Here is a 17,139-nt window from a genome sequence, read left to right on the forward strand (position 1 = left end):
TAATATAGCGACTCGTTCATTTTTTAGTTGAAGCCCTATGTTAGAAGTCTCTAACCTAACTGCGATCCGTGATGACAGGGTCCTGTTTGAAAACCTGCAATTCGAAATTAAACCTGGAGAGTTGGTCCAGATTGAAGGACGTAACGGTACAGGCAAAACAACATTGCTGCGTATTGTGACAGGGTTAGGGGACAGAGAAGAAGGCATCATCAAATGGAAAGGCGAAGAGGTTGAAAAGTCTCGTGATGTTTTCCATCAGGACCTTTTGTTCCTAGGGCATCAAACTGGCGTTAAACGCGAACTTACTGCGTTTGAAAACCTACGCTTTTACCAATCTATCCATAATAATCGTTCCTCAGATGAAGAAATCTTTGCTGCTTTAACCCAAGTGGGTCTTGCAGGCAGAGAAGATGTGCCTGTAGCACAACTTTCTGCAGGACAGCAGCGTCGCGTTGCATTGGCAAGACTGTGGCTAAGTAATCAAATTTTATGGATTTTGGACGAACCGTTAACTGCAATCGATAAGCAAGGTGTGAAGGTGCTTGAATCGTTGTTTGCAAATCATGCAGACAATGGTGGCATTGTGATTTTAACGACACACCAAGATATGTTTGCAGACAGCCCGAAACTTAGAAAAATAAAACTGGGTGACTAATATGATTTCGGCAATGTCGACCATTATCCGCCGCGAGCTTTTGATTGCATTTCGCCGTCAAGCAGACATCTTGAACCCTTTGTGGTTTTTCATCATTGTTATCACACTTTTCCCTCTTAGCATCGGTCCAGAGCCTAATTTGTTAGCACGTATTGCAGCAGGCATTGTTTGGGTTGCTGCGTTGCTATCCGCCTTATTATCATTAGAACGTCTATTCCGTGATGATTATCAAGATGGTGCGCTTGAGCAAATGATGCTAATGCCGATCCCACTGCAACTTGTTGTGATTTCCAAGGTCATAGCTCACTGGTTGTTAACGGGATTGCCTCTGATCTTAATCAGTCCATTGTTGGCGATTCTATTATCTCTTGATTTTAATACTTGGCTGTCTGTTGTACTGACATTGGTCATCGGTACACCGACGTTGAGTTTTATCGGTGCTATTGGTGTAGCACTGACTGTTGGGTTACAAAAAGGCGGCGTTCTTTTAAGTTTGCTAATTCTCCCGCTTTACATCCCAATTTTAATTTTCGCTACGTCCGCGATTGATGCCGCAGCACTGGGTATGGCGTATAACGGGCAATTAGCGATTTTAGGCGCAATGTTGATGGGGGCTGTCACTCTCACACCATTCGCCATCAGCGCAGCATTGAGAGTTAGTGTTAACTAACTCAGTAAAGTGCGCGTTTAGCGACGTTTGATCAAAGAATTATTATTAAAGCACTGCTACGGTCTCGACCCTCTGGACAGTGTCCCTGAAGTAAGAGTGAGAACTTAACATGTGGAAATGGCTACATCCTTATGCCAAGCCAGAAGCAGCTTATCACCTGAGCGGTAAGTTTCTTCCTTGGTTTTCTGTATTGGCCCTCGTATGCCTATCGGTTGGTACCGTCTGGGGGCTCGCATTTGCACCTTCGGATTACCAGCAAGGCGATAGTTTCCGAATCATTTACATCCACGTACCTTCGGCTATTTGGTCTATGGGCGTGTACATGTCGATGGCTATAGCTGCATTTATCGGCTTGGTTTGGCAAGTACGTCTATCTGACATGGCAGCACTGGCCATGGCGCCTATTGGTGCGGTATTCACCTTTATTGCTCTGTTAACGGGTGCCGTTTGGGGTAAACCTATGTGGGGCACTTGGTGGGTATGGGATGCTCGTCTAACCTCTGAACTTATTCTTCTATTCTTATACCTTGGTGTTATTGCACTTTACCACGCGTTTGACGATCAAAAGACAGCGGCAAAAGCGGCGGGTATTTTGGCAATCGTTGGTGTGGTCAACCTACCGATTATCCACTTCTCTGTTGAGTGGTGGAATACGCTTCACCAAGGCGCGACAATCACCAAATTTGAAAAACCATCCATCTCATCCAATATGCTTTGGCCGTTGCTGCTAAACATTTTTGGTTTTGCGTTCTTCTTTGGCGCGGTAACGATGGTGCGCTTCCGTAACGAAATTATCAGCAAAGAGAGTCATCGCCCTTGGGTGCAAAAACTCGCGGCTGAAAAAACTCAGTGAGGTAATTGAATATGCATTTTGAATCTCTGAGCGAACTCTTTGCCATGGGTGGCTACGCAGGTTACGTATGGAGCGCGTTTGGTATTACTTTCTTATCTATGATCATTCTTTTAATTTCGAGTATCCGCCGTGGGGATGCGTTGTTAAAAGAAGTGAAAGCGAAAATTGATCGTCAAGCGCGAGTCGACGCGGCGAAGAATATGGAGAACACGTTATGAACCCGAGACGTAAAAAGAGGCTAGGCATCGTTCTGGCTATCTTTATCGGTATTAGTGCAACCATCGGTTTGATGCTTTATGCGTTGAACCAAAATATGGATCTATTCTACACGCCGACGGAATTGGTAAATGGTAAACCTGACGGTACTAAACCAGAAGTTGGTCAGCGTTTGCGTATCGGCGGCATGGTGGTTGTAGGCTCAGTTCGCCGTGACCCAGAGTCACTAAAAGTGAGCTTTGATCTGCACGACGTGGGTCCTAAAGTGACGATCGTGTACGAAGGTATTCTTCCTGATTTGTTCCGCGAAGGTCAGGGTATTGTTGCTCAAGGTGTTCTTGAAGACGCAACAACCGTAAAAGCTTTTGAAGTGTTGGCAAAACACGATGAAGAGTACATGCCACCTGAAATTGCAGAAGCAATGAAGAAGACTCACGAGCCTCTGCAGTACACATCAGAACAGAAACAAGGAAGCGGCCAATGATTGCTGAAATCGGTCACTTTGCCCTCATACTTTCGCTAGCAATGGCATTGTTGCTAAGCATATTGCCGTTATGGGGTGCATCAAATAACAACACTATGCTGATGAACACAGCACGACCACTTTCATGGTCGATGTTCGTCATGCTGTTTTTCTCATTTGCGATTTTATGTTGGGGATTCTACACCAACGACTTTACGCTCCAATACGTTGCAAGTAACTCAAATAGCCAACTGCCTTGGTACTACCGCTTAACGGCTGTTTGGGGCGCGCACGAAGGCTCACTACTGCTTTGGGTACTTATCCAAGCTGCGTGGACAGTCGCGGTCGCTACTTTCAGCCGTGGTATGCCACAAGAATCCGTTGCGCGTGTACTTGCGGTAATGGGCATGATCTCAGTGGGCTTCCTACTATTTATCATCCTGACTTCGAACCCGTTCCTACGCACTTTGCCGTTCTTCCCGGTAGATGGTCGTGACTTGAACCCGCTTCTTCAAGACCCGGGTTTGATTGTTCACCCACCTATGCTTTACATGGGGTACGTAGGCTTCTCGGTTGCCTTCTCGTTCGCGATTGCGTCTTTGATGACTGGTCGTCTTGATACGGCTTGGGCTCGTTGGTCTCGTCCTTGGACAACCGCTGCTTGGGTATTCCTAACACTAGGTATCGCACTAGGTTCTTGGTGGGCATATTACGAACTTGGCTGGGGTGGCTGGTGGTTCTGGGATCCAGTAGAAAACGCATCATTCATGCCTTGGCTAGCGGGTACAGCACTGATGCACTCTCTAGCGGTAACCGAAAAACGCGGTACATTTAAAGCGTGGACGGTACTTCTTGCTATCTCTGCATTCTCTTTGAGTTTGTTAGGTACCTTCTTAGTGCGTTCCGGTATTTTGGTATCGGTACACGCGTTCGCGTCTGATCCATCACGCGGTATGTTTATCCTAGGTTTCCTAGTCTTTGTTATCGGCGGCTCACTCCTGCTATTCGCAGTGAAAGGGGCAGCGGTTCGCGTACGTGGTAATTTCGATTTGGTGTCGCGTGAGAACGCGCTGCTTGCTAACAACGTGCTTCTGATTGCTGCGCTAGTCGTAGTATTGGTTGGTACCTTATTACCATTGGTTCACAAACAAATTGGTCTTGGTTCAGTATCTATCGGTGCACCATTCTTCGACATGCTGTTTGCGTGGTTGATGATGCCGTTCGCCTTCCTACTAGGTATTGGTCCTATGATTCGTTGGAAGCGCGACAATCTATCTAAGCTTATTAAGCCAATGATTGTTTCTGGTGTGCTTGCTTTCGCACTAGGTGCTGTGTGTGTATTCCTGTTCGCCGATTTCTTCTCAGCGATGGCTTACATCGGTTGGGTAATGGCAATCTGGATCATTGCAATGCATGGCTTTGAACTGTACGAGCGTGCTACTCACCGCCACAGCTTCGGCGAAGGTGTTCGTAAACTTCAACGTAGCCACTGGGCAATGATGCTTGGTCACATTGGTCTAGCCGTTACTGTGATTGGTATTGCGATGGTGCAAAACTACAGTATCGAACGTGACGTGCGTTTGGCTCCGGGTGAGCACTTCAAGATTTACGGTTATGATTTCTACTTCTCAGGTCTACGTGACAAAGATGGTCCAAACTACGATGGTTACATCGCAGACTTTGAAATCACGAATGATGGTAAGTATGTGAACACGTTGCACGCTGAAAAACGTTTCTACCGTACAGCGAAGTCGATGATGACTGAAGCGGCAATCGACCGCGGTATCACTCGCGACCTATATATTGCGATGGGTGAGCGTCTAGAAGATAACCGTTCTTGGGCGGTTCGTATTTACTACAAACCATTCGTTCGTTGGATCTGGGCTGGTTCATTGATCATGTCTTTGGGTGGTGCTCTTGCTATCTCTGATAGACGTTACCGCTTCCGCAAAACGGCTAAGAAAGGCGATAAGTCAAAGCTAGCGGAGCAGGAGGCAAAATAAATGAATAAGAAAGTCTTATTTATCCCGTTGGTAGCTTTCATGGTATTGGCGGGTATCTTCGCAACTCAGTTGGTTCGCAACCAAGAGGGTGACGATCCAACGAAACTTGAGTCAGTACTGGTTGGTAAGCCAGTACCTGAGTTCCATCTAGAGGATTTAGCTGAACCTGGTAAACAGTACGATCAGTCGATCTTTAAAGGCGAACCACTGTTGCTTAACGTTTGGGCGACTTGGTGTCCGACTTGTTACGCTGAACATAAGTACCTCAATGAGCTTGCAGGGAAAGGTGTGAAGATCATCGGCATGAACTACAAAGATGATCGCAACAAAGCAGTGGGTTGGCTAAATGACCTAGGCAACCCATACCTAATCAGCTTGTTTGATGGTAGCGGCATGCTAGGTCTAGACCTTGGCGTATATGGCGCTCCTGAAACATTTATCATCGATGCAAACGGTGTGATCCGTTACCGTCATGTTGGTGATGTAAACCCTCGCAACTGGGCGGAAACGTTGGAGCCGCTGTACACCAAGTTGGTTGAGGAGGCGAAGCAATGAGAAAGTTTTTCTTAGCGGCTTTTGCTGCGATGACATTTTCTCTTGCTGCTCATGCAGCGATTGAAGTGTATGAGTTTGACAATCTAGAGCAAGAACAGCAGTTCAAAGAGCTTGGTCATACTCTTCGTTGTCCTAAATGTCAGAACAACACCATCTCTGATTCGAATGCAGAATTGGCTCAAGACTTACGCCATAAGGTGTACGAAATGACCAAAGAAGGTAAGTCGAAAGATGAGATCGTGGACTACATGATTGCTCGTTACGGCAACTTCGTAACGTACAATCCTCCGTTTACTTTTGCGACTGCAATTCTGTGGCTAGGTCCACTAGCAGTGGTATTAGGTGGCTTTGGTTTAATCGTGCTGCGTAGCCGTAAATCAAAAGCAAAAGCAGTTCAAGCAAGTAACGAACAATGGGACGAGGAAAAAGAAGCGCGTCTCAAATCATTGCTTGATGAAGAGAACAACGGAGATAAGAAGTAATGACACTATTTTGGGTTTCTACCGTTGTTCTTACGCTGATAGCTTGTGTCTTAGTTGCACTGCCGCTGCTTAAGCAAAAAGCCAACAACGATGAAGTGTTACGTGATGAGCTTAACAAAGCGTTCTATAAAGACCGCCTATCTGAGCTTGCTGAAGAAACAGACGAAGGTCTAGTCGAGAGCCAAGATGATTTGATTTCCGATCTGAAGCAATCTCTTCTGGACGATATCCCTGGTGATAAAAAGCAAAAGGAAACACATGTTTCTCCGATTGCTGTTTTGATCCCGTCAGTGATTTTGACAGTGGTATTGAGCTACGGTCTTTACTACAAGTTTGGCGCATCTCAAGACGTTGTGAAGTGGCAGGAAGTAAACGATAACCTTCCTGAACTTTCTAAAAAGCTAATGTCTGCAGCATCTGAGCCACTCAGTGATGATGAAATGGCTGATCTCTCTTTGGCTCTGCGTACACGCCTGCATTACCAACCTGAAGACTCAACCGGTTGGTTGCTATTAGGTCGTATTGCTTTGGCGAACCGAGATGTGACGACTTCCATTGATGCAATGGAAAAAGCGTACAAGCTAGAACCAAAAGATCCAGATGTTCAACTTGGTTACGCACAAGCTCTGATGCTTTCCCAAGACGAGATGGATCAAGCTACGGCTCGTTCTCTGCTTGGTAAACTGATGCAACAAGATTACGTTGACCTACGTGTCTTCTCTCTGCTTGCGTTTGATGCATTTGAGCGCCAAGATTTCCCAGCCGCGATTAAGTATTGGGGTATCATGCAGCAAATGATCGGTCCTGAAGATAGCCGCTATGAAATGCTAGGTCGCAGTATCGAAAGTGCACGTAAGCAAATGGGTGAAGCGGTTTCTCCAGACAAGAGTGTGGCAGTGACTATTAACGTAGCTCCAGAAGCTCAACTTGATCCAAATGCGGTATTGATTGTGTCAGTACATCGCGCAGATGGTTCTCCGATGCCTGTCGCGGCAGCTCGCTACCCATTAGGTACATTCCCTCGTACAGTTGTACTAGATGATGGTAATGCGATGATGGACGGTCAGAAGCTATCTTCTCTAGATAAGTTGATGGTTCGCGTTCGTGTTGACTCGGATGGTAACGTTGCAACTCGTGACCAAGATTGGCATGGTGAAAGCCAAGTCGTTGATTTTGGTCAGCCAGTAGAAGTGATGATAGATAAACAGTATCAATAATTCATGAACGTCTCTAATAATTGACACTTAAGGATTGTTAGGACGGTTTTGTGGTATGACTACCAACTATCGAGTAGAATAATAAAGGCCAGCGCATGCTGGCCTTTACTTATATACCCAAATGACTTTTTCCAAAGTACTAAACGTACGTAAAACACAGGTCATTTAGGGGTATTAATCGTCGTTATGGAACGTAGAATGTATAACAAGGGTAAATCCATCTTCTTGTTGCTGTTCGCTGTTGGACTGGTTGGCTGTTCAACTGCACCCGAGGAAGCGGTAACAGAAGAAAACGAAACTAATCAAACAACTTCTGATGTTTATGACCCATTGGAAAGTTTCAACCGCACAATGTGGGAACTGAACTACGATTATCTTGACCCGTATTTAGTTCGCCCAGTGTCTCTTGCGTATGTTGATTACACGCCTGTGCCAATTCGCTCTGGTATTGCTAACTTCCTAGCTAACTTAGACGAACCTGCGAGTGTGGTGAATAACCTAGTTATGGGAAATGGCACTAAAGCCGTTGATCACTTTAACCGCTTCTGGATTAACTCGACATTCGGTATCTTAGGTCTGTTTGACGTTGCAACGGCTGCTGGTATCACCAAGTACGACAACAAAGAGTTTAGTAGTGTGGTTGGTCACTATGGTGTAGGTAACGGTCCATATTTTATGGTACCGGGCTACGGTCCATATACATTGCGTGAAGTGACAGACACTGTGGATGGTATGTACTTGCCACTTTCATACCTAAACTTCTGGGCAGGCTTAGGTAAATGGGCGCTGGAAGGTATGGAAAAACGAGCTCTGTTAGTACCACAAGAAGCACAGCTTGAAGCATCGCCTGATCCATATGTATTAACTCGTGACGTTTACATTCAACGTCAAAACTTTAAAGCAGAAATCAGTACGACTGATGAAGTAGATGCGGAAGAAGAAGCGTACTTAGACGAGTATTTAGAAGAAGACTTCTAATCGCTTTATACAGAAAAACAAAAAGGCTTGGTGAAAACCAAGCCTTTCTTTTTATCGGTAACTTTCTTTTATCGATAAATAGCGTTCAGATTAGAACTTGTAGTTCGCTTGAACACCGATTAGCCATACGTTACCTGTTACTTCACCAGAGAATTCTCCACCAAATGTAGCAGGATCTTTCATTGGTGGCATACCATCAGTGCGACCTTCATACATTGAAGCATCTTTCGCAAAAATATAGGTAAAGCCAGCGTCTAGTGTTAGATTCTTAGACCATTCGTAACCAGCACCAATACTTAACCATAGACGATCCGTTTCAGGGATAGTAGCTGTACGGTTTTCGTCACTCACAGCAGAAGTGTCGTATGCAACACCTGAGCGTAGCGTCCATTTTTGGTCAAGTTTGTAAGTAGTACCTACAGCGAAGCGGTAGTTATCTTCCCAGTTTTCTTCTTTGATCAAATTTGATGCTTCACCTGGGAAGTCGGCTACTAGCTCTTTAAAACTACTCCAATTAGTCCAGTTGATGCTCGCATGAATCGCTAATTGTTCATTTAACTGATGGTAGCTTGCTAATTCCGCTGTTGCTGGCAGAGCTAGGTCCATCGAGCCATTTTTATGAGCACTTGGATCTGCTGGGTTGAAACCAAGACCTTTTGCATAACCTTCTAGTGTTAGATCTACTTCAGATTTGTAAGCAAAACCAATACGGTTATTAGCGTTGATTTGCCATGCAGTGCCTACTTGCCAGCCCCATGCCGTATCGTCACCTTCCATGTATTTAAGAGTGGTTCCTGCTAGCTTGTCACCCATCTGTGGTGGCATAACTGCGCCGAAGCTGCCATCTGCCATGACATAGCGGATACCGCCACCAACACTAAGCTTTTCGTTTAGCTTGTATGCTGCATTTAGGTTCGCTTCCATTGAGAATACGCTAGCTTGGTTACCAAAGTTAGCTGCGGCAAAATCTTTACCTAGGTCCGTTTCCATACCGTAGTTAGTGCCAAGGGCAAAGCCAATAGCAAATTTGTCATTGTATTGGTGAGAAAAGTAGAAGTTCGGAATGACAGCATCGTGTGCAAAGTCATGAGAGTTTGCAGCGTTTGGACCATTCACGTAAGTCGACGTGCCATCAACATCGATGTTTGGGTTTACATAGATAGCGCCAACAGACACTTGTGTGCCTTCTAGGTAAGTTAGCATAGCTGGGTTACGCCATTGTGCACTTGCGTTATCAGCCATTGCCGCTTCACCAGCGTATGCACGACCTAGACCAGTCGCAGAGTATTCTGCAAGTTGGAAACCTGCTGCGTTTGCAACGCCCGAAGTACTAAGTAGACCGAATGCCACTGCTGTTGATAGGAGAGTCTTGTTGGTTTTCATTGTAATGTTCGCTGAGTTATTTATAACGTGGGGCGAAAGTTTACGTCTAGAGTTATTACTTTAAAAATGAAAAGCCAATAAAACAGTGTTTTCAGGTAAATTATCTATATATTTTAATCTATACAGAATATCTAACTAACTGTAATGGCGGTGTGAAAAAAACTCAGCGAACACTTGTGAGTCATAATTGTGAGTTTTGATTACACGTGTGCGCCCAAATTGGGTGAATGTAAAACGATAGATAAGAAAAAAGGCTGGAATTCCAGCCTTTTATATAGAGAGTGTTTATATTAGCTTGCTACGTGATGCTTAGAAGCTGCGGCTGTATTGTAAGCCGAATAGGATAGCATCTGCATGCGTTGTCGCTGACAATGATGAAATGTTTTCTGGTCCAGTTAAAGGGTTGCCCGGTACATGTGCTGGGTTTGGTGTTGACTCATTAACTTTCACATCTTTACCCATCAAGTAAGTAAAGCCGAAGTCGACGTTAGACTTGCTATCGATATGGTATGTGAAACCTGCAGAGAACCATTGACGGTCTGAGTCAGGTACTGATACTGAAGTTAGTGAATCTTGAGCACTTGTGTCGTACATGTAACCAGTACGAAGTGTCCAGCTATTGTTTAGGTAGTAAGTACCACCGATTGAGTAGTGCCAGCCATCTTGCCATGCATACTGCTTGTCGTAGCTTGAGCCAAGTGGAGAACCTTTAAGGTTGCGGAACTCAATTTGGTCAAAGTCGCTCCAACCAATGTATTGGATAGAGTAGTGAACTGCAAACTTAGTGTCGGTGATTTTGTGGAAACCTGAGAACTCAGCCATATCTGGTAGAGGCAATGTGATCTTCTGACCTTTGTCGTCTTCTGCTTCCATTTCTGGGCTGTAGCGGTAAGACAAACCAAAACGGTTGTTCTCATCTAATTCATACACAGTGCCTAGGTTGAAGCCTACAGCCCAACCATCAGCTTTATCTACGTCTACAAGTGTACCAAGCATGCCATGTTCACGCTTCATCGTACCTTCACCATAGATTAGGTCCAGACCAGCACCAAAGCTCCATTGATCGTTTAGGCGATAAGAACCTGCAACGCCGAAGTTTGCACTTTTAACGTCGGTAAGACCGCCGTATTCTTTTGCAACAAAACTATCACCGAATTCTGTTTTAGTACCAAAGTTAGAGTATGCGTTTACACCCCATGCAAACTTGTCGTTAACTGGCACGATAAGGTGGATATTTGGTGCAATAGAAGTATCGCCAGCATCGTCATAATTTGAATCTGTTGGTTTAACCAAGCCGTTTGTTGCTTGGCATTGAACACCACAGTATTTTGCATCTTTAACTTCAATCATCGAAGTGATGCTTTCAAAGCCTACTGACAGTTCCATTTTGTCAAATAGAGCCATTGCCGCAGGGTTGCGAGCCATTACAGAAGCGTTATCTGCAATTACCGCATCACCGGCGAATGCACGACCGATACCAGTCGCTGATTGTGCGTTTAGCTGGAAACCAGCCGCCATTGCTTGACCAGATGCCATTGCAACCGTCACTGCTAGGAGAGTCTTTTTAAACAGACGCGTATTCTGAGTCATTTTTTATTCCTTATTAGTTTCGTCTCTTTGGACGATAAGTTGAGCTTTTGCTCAGTGGCGCAGATAGTAGTATTAAGAGTGGACCATACAAATCCGACCATTGGATAAATTTGAATAAAAATTGCAGAAATGATGTCTAAATGTCGGGAAATTGCATCTAAAGTGCATAATTTAGAGTTTTGACTCTAAACTCAATAGTTGGCGTGAATGCTTTTTGTATTATTCATAAACAAAAAGCCGCTAAATTTCGAAATTTAGCGGCTTTTTAGTAGCTAGTAGTGTCGTTTCGCTGAAGTTATTACATCGGCTCCATCATTGGAGCAAGTTTTGCTGCAATAGCATCGATGTCTTCACCGCTGTTACCAACAAGAATCATGCTGGCTTTACCCACAGGCTTCACAACACCGCTCATACCATCTTTATCAAAATCGACTTTCTGGTCGCTCTTCACGTCAGTAACAAACATGGTTACTTTGCCTTCTTTACCTTGGAAAACCATATGAAGGGCGTTTGACTCACCAAAGCCGCAATGGTTTAAGTAGTAAACATGGTATGGAAAGCTACCATTAAGTTGGTAATGGAACGGCATCATTTTCGCGTTTACTTGCTTGCTTGAAACATCCTCATCGAGGTTGCGTACAAATGACTCTTCCGCCACCACGTGTTTCATTGCGGTATCTGCTAGGCTCGCTTGAGCTGGAGAGACAATAACGTTCCCCCAGTTGATTTGACCTACCAATAAACCAGCAGTAAAAGCAACCGATGCAGCCAATGCCATTGCTTTGCGAGCAAAGTTCGGTCTAACCACATTATCGTCATCAAGCGCATTTGACGTTTGATTAAACAGAATTTTGTCGGCTAGATCTTCAGGCACATCCACATTCATGGCTTGCTTGATTTTAAGGTCGAGATCCAAAACGTCATCAACAAACTTACTGTTAGCGTCGTTCTCAGCTAAAGCTTGAAGAATCTCTTCATCCTTCTGTTTTGGATCCGACAAAATACGACGACGAAATTCTAAATCATCCATTTTTTTGTCCTCTCTGAGTATCTTGAGAATCCAACATCTCTTTTAATTGATTACGGGCGCGGAAAAGGCGCGTCATTACAGTGTTCTTGTTTAGATCAAGAATGCTGCCGATTTCTTCTCCACTGAAACCACCAACAACTTGAAGAAACAAAGGCTCACGGTATTCGACGTCAAGCTTCATTATCTGAGCTTGTAGCCATTCCTGCTGATGATGTGGGTCATCGCTAACTTTAGCATCATTGCCGTAGTCATCGATATCAACCAAATCAAATTGTTTACGCTCGAAGCGGCGCGCGTTTTCTCGTCTCAATATAGTAATAAGCCAAGATTTTGCTGCCTTTTCATCTTGAAGACTATCCAGTGACTTCCATGCGCGCAAACAGGTTTCTTGAACCAAATCTTCTGCAATCGCCTTGTCTTTGCATAACCAGTAAGCGTAGCGATACAAGTCTCTGTGATAGCCCCGAACAAGAGCTTCGTATTTTCTTTGTCTGTCCATATCAGAGTTGACCGGACTGTTGGAATTTTTCTTTCCAAACATTTTAAATATTGCCACAGGAGCCTCCATCTTGCTCTGTGAGGTCATATATACCGATTGTATTTATGAACGATCCGACTACATCGAGATGTAGTGTCGCAGCAGCACAATATACTTCTTCAATGATCAAGCACTTATTTGAAGTGATGATAAATTATTCTATATAGTTTTAATAAGCGTTTTCATGCAACTATTTTAGAGTGATCAAGACTCTTTCGTACTTTGATACGTTCAGAAACTATAAAATCACCATAAAATTGATCTATTTCAAAATCTGATGCAGTGAAGGGGCTATAGTACATCTTGTCATCTAGTTAGTCATTGACGACTAACATGTTGAGCAAGATGACACTTCCTTTTGAAGGCTGACTTTACTTTCTCCTAATCAGGAAACTGATTAATTTTACAATTGGCGTATGTTAATTGTTTTATAGATATTCCGACCACACAGTTTTGTGTGGTTTTTTTTTGCTTCAATTTTACCTTCCGCACACTTCTCTTCATTTTAACTCACTATAGTTAATCATTCTTAATCGCCTAAGAATCAATGAACTAGAGCAATAGATCTACTCGCTTCACGTTTATTTAAACGCACGTTTGATAAATTTAACAAACTGATTACAATGCATCAGGTCAGACCTCTTGTATTTAAGGAGAAACAATGGGCAAGCAGGAAGTGAAAACACGCCACGGTGAACGTGTTGCTATTGTCGCAGGGCTACGAACCCCCTTTGCTCGTCAAAGCACTGAGTTCAGCCAGGTGCCAGCGGTCGATTTAGGCAAAATGGTAGTGAGCGAAATGCTTGCTCGCACAGACATCGATCCGAAACTCATCGAACAAGTGGTATTTGGACAAGTAGTTCAAATGCCAGAAGCGCCAAACATTGCACGTGAAATTGTGCTTGGTACAGGAATGCACATCCACACTGACGCATACAGTGTTACTCGCGCGTGTGCGACTAGCTTCCAAGCTGCAGTCAATGTTGCTGAGAGCATTATGGCGGGCAGCATTGATGTTGGTATCGCGGGTGGTGCGGACTCTTCATCGGTTTTACCAATTGGTGTTTCTAAGAAACTTGCCGCGAACTTGCTTGCGCTAAGTAAAACCAAAACGCTGGGTCAAAAGCTCAACATTCTCAAAAAACTCAGCTTTAAAGATTTAATGCCAGTACCGCCAGCGGTAGCCGAGTACTCGACGGGTCTTTCAATGGGTCAAACTGCTGAGCAAATGGCGAAGTCACACGGCATTACTCGTGCAGAGCAAGACGCTTTGGCGCACCGTTCTCACTCTCTAGCTTCGCAAGCTTGGAAAGACGGCAAAATTCAAGACGAAGTGATGACCGCTTTCCCAGAACCTTACAAAAAGTGGATCTCTGAAGATAACAACATTCGTCATGATTCGACATTAGAGGGCTACGCAAAACTGCGTCCGGCTTTCGACCGTCAATATGGCAGCGTAACAGCCGCGAACAGTACGCCATTAACCGATGGCGGTGCTGCTGTGATGCTAATGCGCGAGGGCAAAGCGAAAGAGCTTGGTATGGAAATACTTGGCTACATCCGCGGTTATGCATTCTCAGCCATTGGTGTGGAAATGGACATGCTAATGGGACCAACATACGCGACGGCAAAAGTGTTGGAGAACACAGGTCTCGAGCTTTCAGACCTGACGCTTATCGATATGCACGAAGCCTTTGCTGCCCAAGCATTGGCGAACGTAAAGATGTTTGCTTCTGATAAATTTGCCCAAGAAAACCTAGGTCGCTCGAAAGCGATAGGTGAAATCGATATGGATAAGTTCAACGTCCTTGGCGGTTCCATTGCCTACGGTCACCCATTTGCCGCAACTGGTGCACGTATGATGACGCAAACGCTGCGTGAGCTTAAACGTCGTGGCGGTGGTCTTGCGTTGAATACTGCATGTGCCGCAGGTGGTCTTGGTGCAGCAATGATTTTGGAGGTTGAGTAATGAGCGAGCAAAAAGCATTTAGTCTAAAGATTGATGAGCAGAACATTGCTTGGCTAGCCATCGATGTGCCAAATGAGAAAATGAACACGCTGCAAGCGGCGTTTGCAGATGAGATGAAAGAGATCTTCGCTCAACTAAAAGACACCAGCGGCGTGAAAGGGATGATCATTCATTCCCTAAAACCAGATAACTTTGTTGCCGGTGCCGATGTTCGTATGCTTGAAGCGTGCACAACGGCGAGTGAAGCTGAAGCATTAGCTAAGCAGGGGCAAGAGTTATTCCAGCAACTGTCTGATCTGCCTTATCCGGTTGTTGCTGCGATTCACGGTCCATGTTTAGGCGGTGGTTTAGAGCTTGCGTTAGCGTGTGATTACCGTGTGTGTACTGATTCTGATAAAACGCGTCTTGGTTTGCCTGAAGTGCAACTTGGTTTGTTGCCTGGTTCTGGTGGTACTCAGCGCCTTCCTCGTCTGATTGGTCTGCTGCCTTCGCTAGACCTCATCCTTACAGGTAAACAACTGCGTGCCAAGAAAGCGAAAAAACTTGGCGTTGTTGATGCGTGTGTACCAGAGACGATTCTTCTTGATGTAGCTAAGCAGCTTATCGAAAAAGGGAAGAACAAAGGTAAGAAGAAGCAATCGACAAAAGAGAAGTTGATGTCGGGCAGTGGTTTAGGTCGTAAGTTTGTGTTTGAGCAAGCCGCGAAGAAAACCAATGAGAAGACCCGCGGTAACTATCCAGCAACGGTTGCGATTCTCGAAGTCATTCAGCACGGTCTTGAAAAAGGCTTTGCTCAAGGTCAAGAGCTTGAAGCGAAGCGCTTTGGCGAATTGGTGATGAGCTCGGAATCGAAAGCACTGCGCTCTATTTTCTTTGCTACCACTGAAATGAAGAAAGAAAACGGTGCGGAAGCCGAGCCAGCAGCTGTCAACAGAGTTGGCGTGTTGGGTGGTGGTCTAATGGGGGCAGGCATCAGCCATGTATCTGTTGCGAAGGCGAAAGTGCCAGTACGTATTAAAGACGTCAGCAATGATGGCGTGCTTAACGCGTTGAACTACAACTATAAGTTGTTCGAAAAGCAGCGTAAGCGCCGTATTATCTCTAAAGCGGGCCTGCAATCGAAAATGCTGCAACTGTCTGGAGGCGTTGATTTCACAAGCTTCAATCATATTGATGTGGTTATTGAAGCGGTGTTTGAAGATCTTGACCTTAAACAGACGATGGTTGCGGATATTGAAGCGAATGCAAAACCAGAGACCATCTTTGCGACCAACACGTCTTCGTTACCAATTCACAAAATTGCAGAAAAAGCAGAGCGTCCAGAAAACATCGTCGGTCTGCATTACTTCAGTCCGGTAGAAAAAATGCCACTGGTGGAAGTGATTCCTCATGAAACTACGTCAGAAGAGACCATTTCTACGGTTGTTGCGCTTGCTAAGAAACAGGGCAAGACACCAATTGTCGTGAAAGATAAAGCAGGCTTCTATGTAAACCGCATTCTTGCGCCTTACATGAACGAAGCTGCGCACATCTTGCTGGCAAATGAGCCAATCGAACAACTTGATGGTGCGCTGCTTGATTTTGGTTTCCCAGTTGGTCCTATCACATTGTTGGATGAAGTCGGTGTTGATATCGGTGCTAAGATCATGCCGATCTTGGTTAACGAATTAGGCGAACGATTTAAAGGTCCAGACGTATTCGACACACTACTGAATGACGGTCGAAAAGGTCGTAAGAGTGGGAAAGGCTTCTACACCTACAAAGGTAAGAAGAAAGAAGTCGATAAGTCCGTGTACAAGCTATTGAACCTGACGCCAGAATCTAAGCTGAGCGACAACGACATTGCATTGCGTTGTGTACTGCCAATGCTAAACGAAGCGGTTCGCTGTTTAGACGACGGTATTATCCGTTCTCCACGCGATGGTGATATCGGCGCGATCTTTGGTATTGGTTTCCCACCATTCTTAGGTGGCCCATTCCGTTACATGGATCAATTCGGTTTGAAAGAACTGGTTGAGAAAATGAACGAGTTTGCATCGAAATACGGTGATCGTTACGCGCCATGTGATGGCTTACTCACTCGTGCGGGTGAAGGTCGTAACTTCTACGATTAATGGCTAGCGCCAAAAATAGAAAGGCTTGCATGACGCAAGCCTTTTTTGTTTCTGAAAGAGTGGCAATTGACAGAGAATCAGTCGTCATTCTTGCCTTTGTTCTTTCCTTTTCCTTTGTCGTTTCCATGACCTTTACCCGGGTTGTCGTCGCCATGGATACTGGCATTGCCTTTACCTTTTCCTTTGTCGTGTTTGCCAGAACAGTCGTCTGACTTAATTGATACGTTATCGCCATCAAGGCGCAAACAGTCTTCACTTAGCTCGAAATCATCACCTTTAATGGTGATATCAGCGTAAGCAGCAGGTGCCAGTGGCATTAGTACAGCAGCAAGTAAAAGTAGCTTTTTCATGTAACCCTCGTGTTTGCGTATTTATTGAACAAGGTAATTACAGCATAAACGAAATGACTACTTTTACCATTTC

General features: G+C 44.8%; 17 protein-coding genes. 12 read left to right on the forward strand and 5 right to left on the reverse strand.

From position 1 onward, the window contains the following. Positions 1 to 37: 37 nt before the first annotated feature. The 10 genes from ccmA to QMY49_RS02715 all read left to right on the forward strand — a co-directional run bounded on the left by ccmA (position 38) and on the right by QMY49_RS02715 (position 8,092). Positions 38 to 655 (forward strand): cytochrome c biogenesis heme-transporting ATPase CcmA, encoded by a 618-nt coding sequence (gene ccmA, locus QMY49_RS02670; protein WP_005447968.1) that lies wholly within the window; start codon positions 38 to 40, stop codon positions 653 to 655. A 1-nt stretch (position 656) separates the two neighbouring features. Further along, on the forward strand, positions 657 to 1,325 hold the full coding sequence (ccmB, locus tag QMY49_RS02675) for a heme exporter protein CcmB (RefSeq protein ID WP_005447970.1): 669 nt from the start codon (positions 657 to 659) through the stop codon (positions 1,323 to 1,325). Between the two features lie 109 nt (positions 1,326 to 1,434). Beyond that, the gene (locus QMY49_RS02680; protein WP_005447972.1) at positions 1,435 to 2,178 is read left to right on the forward strand and encodes a heme ABC transporter permease; all 744 of its coding nucleotides are present in this window, start codon (positions 1,435 to 1,437) and stop codon (positions 2,176 to 2,178) included. A gap of 11 nt (positions 2,179 to 2,189) precedes the next feature. Continuing rightward, on the forward strand, positions 2,190 to 2,396 hold the full coding sequence (ccmD, locus tag QMY49_RS02685) for a heme exporter protein CcmD (protein ID WP_005447974.1): 207 nt from the start codon (positions 2,190 to 2,192) through the stop codon (positions 2,394 to 2,396). Continuing rightward, the gene (gene ccmE / locus QMY49_RS02690) at positions 2,393 to 2,878 is read left to right on the forward strand and encodes a cytochrome c maturation protein CcmE (protein WP_005447975.1); all 486 of its coding nucleotides are present in this window, start codon (positions 2,393 to 2,395) and stop codon (positions 2,876 to 2,878) included. The genes ccmD and ccmE overlap by 4 nt, the downstream gene beginning before the upstream one ends. Further along, positions 2,875 to 4,860, forward strand: coding sequence for a heme lyase CcmF/NrfE family subunit (locus QMY49_RS02695; protein ID WP_005447977.1), 1,986 nt, complete (start codon positions 2,875 to 2,877; stop codon positions 4,858 to 4,860). Before ccmE ends, QMY49_RS02695 begins: the two co-directional genes overlap by 4 nt. Beyond that, positions 4,861 to 5,415 (forward strand): DsbE family thiol:disulfide interchange protein, encoded by a 555-nt coding sequence (locus QMY49_RS02700; protein WP_005447979.1) that lies wholly within the window; start codon positions 4,861 to 4,863, stop codon positions 5,413 to 5,415. It abuts the gene before it with no gap. Next, positions 5,412 to 5,897 (forward strand): cytochrome c-type biogenesis protein, encoded by a 486-nt coding sequence (locus tag QMY49_RS02705; RefSeq protein ID WP_005447981.1) that lies wholly within the window; start codon positions 5,412 to 5,414, stop codon positions 5,895 to 5,897. Before QMY49_RS02700 ends, QMY49_RS02705 begins: the two co-directional genes overlap by 4 nt. Then, positions 5,897 to 7,114, forward strand: coding sequence for a c-type cytochrome biogenesis protein CcmI (gene ccmI, locus QMY49_RS02710; RefSeq protein ID WP_005447982.1), 1,218 nt, complete (start codon positions 5,897 to 5,899; stop codon positions 7,112 to 7,114). Before QMY49_RS02705 ends, ccmI begins: the two co-directional genes overlap by 1 nt. Positions 7,115 to 7,312: 198 nt before the next feature. Further along, positions 7,313 to 8,092, forward strand: a complete 780-nt coding sequence (locus QMY49_RS02715; protein WP_009698566.1) for an MlaA family lipoprotein — start codon at positions 7,313 to 7,315, stop codon at positions 8,090 to 8,092. A 90-nt stretch (positions 8,093 to 8,182) separates the two neighbouring features. Here the strand turns inward: QMY49_RS02715 and QMY49_RS02720 are convergent, their stop codons facing one another. The 4 genes from QMY49_RS02720 to QMY49_RS02735 all read right to left on the reverse strand — a co-directional run bounded on the left by QMY49_RS02720 (position 8,183) and on the right by QMY49_RS02735 (position 12,663). Next, a complete protein-coding gene (locus tag QMY49_RS02720; RefSeq protein WP_283312698.1) occupies positions 8,183 to 9,475 on the reverse strand; it encodes an outer membrane protein transport protein in 1,293 nt (430 codons plus the stop codon). Between the two features lie 309 nt (positions 9,476 to 9,784). Next, entirely contained in the window at positions 9,785 to 11,065 is a 1,281-nt protein-coding gene (locus QMY49_RS02725) for an outer membrane protein transport protein (protein ID WP_045489676.1), read from the reverse strand. A gap of 298 nt (positions 11,066 to 11,363) precedes the next feature. Continuing rightward, the gene (locus tag QMY49_RS02730; protein WP_009698563.1) at positions 11,364 to 12,095 is read right to left on the reverse strand and encodes a DUF3379 domain-containing protein; all 732 of its coding nucleotides are present in this window, start codon (positions 12,093 to 12,095) and stop codon (positions 11,364 to 11,366) included. Further along, the gene (locus QMY49_RS02735) at positions 12,088 to 12,663 is read right to left on the reverse strand and encodes a sigma-70 family RNA polymerase sigma factor (RefSeq protein ID WP_026000239.1); all 576 of its coding nucleotides are present in this window, start codon (positions 12,661 to 12,663) and stop codon (positions 12,088 to 12,090) included. Before QMY49_RS02735 ends, QMY49_RS02730 begins: the two co-directional genes overlap by 8 nt. A gap of 631 nt (positions 12,664 to 13,294) precedes the next feature. On the opposite strand from QMY49_RS02735, the gene fadI reads away from it, so the two are divergent. Further along, positions 13,295 to 14,602, forward strand: a complete 1,308-nt coding sequence (gene fadI, locus QMY49_RS02740; protein WP_005433092.1) for an acetyl-CoA C-acyltransferase FadI — start codon at positions 13,295 to 13,297, stop codon at positions 14,600 to 14,602. Next, complete coding sequence (gene fadJ, locus QMY49_RS02745) at positions 14,602 to 16,716, forward strand: fatty acid oxidation complex subunit alpha FadJ (RefSeq protein WP_005447996.1); 2,115 nt, start codon at positions 14,602 to 14,604, stop codon at positions 16,714 to 16,716. The genes fadI and fadJ overlap by 1 nt, the downstream gene beginning before the upstream one ends. Positions 16,717 to 16,793: 77 nt before the next feature. On the opposite strand, the gene QMY49_RS02750 is transcribed toward fadJ, so the two are convergent. Next, entirely contained in the window at positions 16,794 to 17,066 is a 273-nt protein-coding gene (locus tag QMY49_RS02750) for a hypothetical protein (RefSeq protein ID WP_005447997.1), read from the reverse strand. Between the last annotated feature and the right edge of the window lie 73 nt (positions 17,067 to 17,139).

It is taken from the genome of Vibrio harveyi, assembly GCF_030060435.1.
In the GTDB taxonomy this organism is placed as follows: Bacteria; Pseudomonadota; Gammaproteobacteria; order Enterobacterales; family Vibrionaceae; genus Vibrio; species Vibrio harveyi.

Bases quoted from the DNA above. Each gene is read 5' to 3' on its own strand.
- ccmA (WP_005447968.1), top strand. From the start codon at position 38: ATGTTAGAAGTCTCTAACCTAACTGCGATCCGTGATGACAGGGTCCTG.
- ccmB (WP_005447970.1), top strand. From the start codon at position 657: ATGATTTCGGCAATGTCGACCATTATCCGCCGCGAGCTTTTGATTGCA.
- QMY49_RS02680 (WP_005447972.1), top strand. From the start codon at position 1,435: ATGTGGAAATGGCTACATCCTTATGCCAAGCCAGAAGCAGCTTATCAC.
- ccmD (WP_005447974.1), top strand. From the start codon at position 2,190: ATGCATTTTGAATCTCTGAGCGAACTCTTTGCCATGGGTGGCTACGCA.
- ccmE (WP_005447975.1), top strand. From the start codon at position 2,393: ATGAACCCGAGACGTAAAAAGAGGCTAGGCATCGTTCTGGCTATCTTT.
- QMY49_RS02695 (WP_005447977.1), top strand. From the start codon at position 2,875: ATGATTGCTGAAATCGGTCACTTTGCCCTCATACTTTCGCTAGCAATG.
- QMY49_RS02700 (WP_005447979.1), top strand. From the start codon at position 4,861: ATGAATAAGAAAGTCTTATTTATCCCGTTGGTAGCTTTCATGGTATTG.
- QMY49_RS02705 (WP_005447981.1), top strand. From the start codon at position 5,412: ATGAGAAAGTTTTTCTTAGCGGCTTTTGCTGCGATGACATTTTCTCTT.
- ccmI (WP_005447982.1), top strand. From the start codon at position 5,897: ATGACACTATTTTGGGTTTCTACCGTTGTTCTTACGCTGATAGCTTGT.
- QMY49_RS02715 (WP_009698566.1), top strand. From the start codon at position 7,313: ATGTATAACAAGGGTAAATCCATCTTCTTGTTGCTGTTCGCTGTTGGA.
- QMY49_RS02720 (WP_283312698.1), bottom strand. From the start codon at position 9,475: ATGAAAACCAACAAGACTCTCCTATCAACAGCAGTGGCATTCGGTCTA.
- QMY49_RS02725 (WP_045489676.1), bottom strand. From the start codon at position 11,065: ATGACTCAGAATACGCGTCTGTTTAAAAAGACTCTCCTAGCAGTGACG.
- QMY49_RS02730 (WP_009698563.1), bottom strand. From the start codon at position 12,095: ATGGATGATTTAGAATTTCGTCGTCGTATTTTGTCGGATCCAAAACAG.
- QMY49_RS02735 (WP_026000239.1), bottom strand. From the start codon at position 12,663: ATGGAGGCTCCTGTGGCAATATTTAAAATGTTTGGAAAGAAAAATTCC.
- fadI (WP_005433092.1), top strand. From the start codon at position 13,295: ATGGGCAAGCAGGAAGTGAAAACACGCCACGGTGAACGTGTTGCTATT.
- fadJ (WP_005447996.1), top strand. From the start codon at position 14,602: ATGAGCGAGCAAAAAGCATTTAGTCTAAAGATTGATGAGCAGAACATT.
- QMY49_RS02750 (WP_005447997.1), bottom strand. From the start codon at position 17,066: ATGAAAAAGCTACTTTTACTTGCTGCTGTACTAATGCCACTGGCACCT.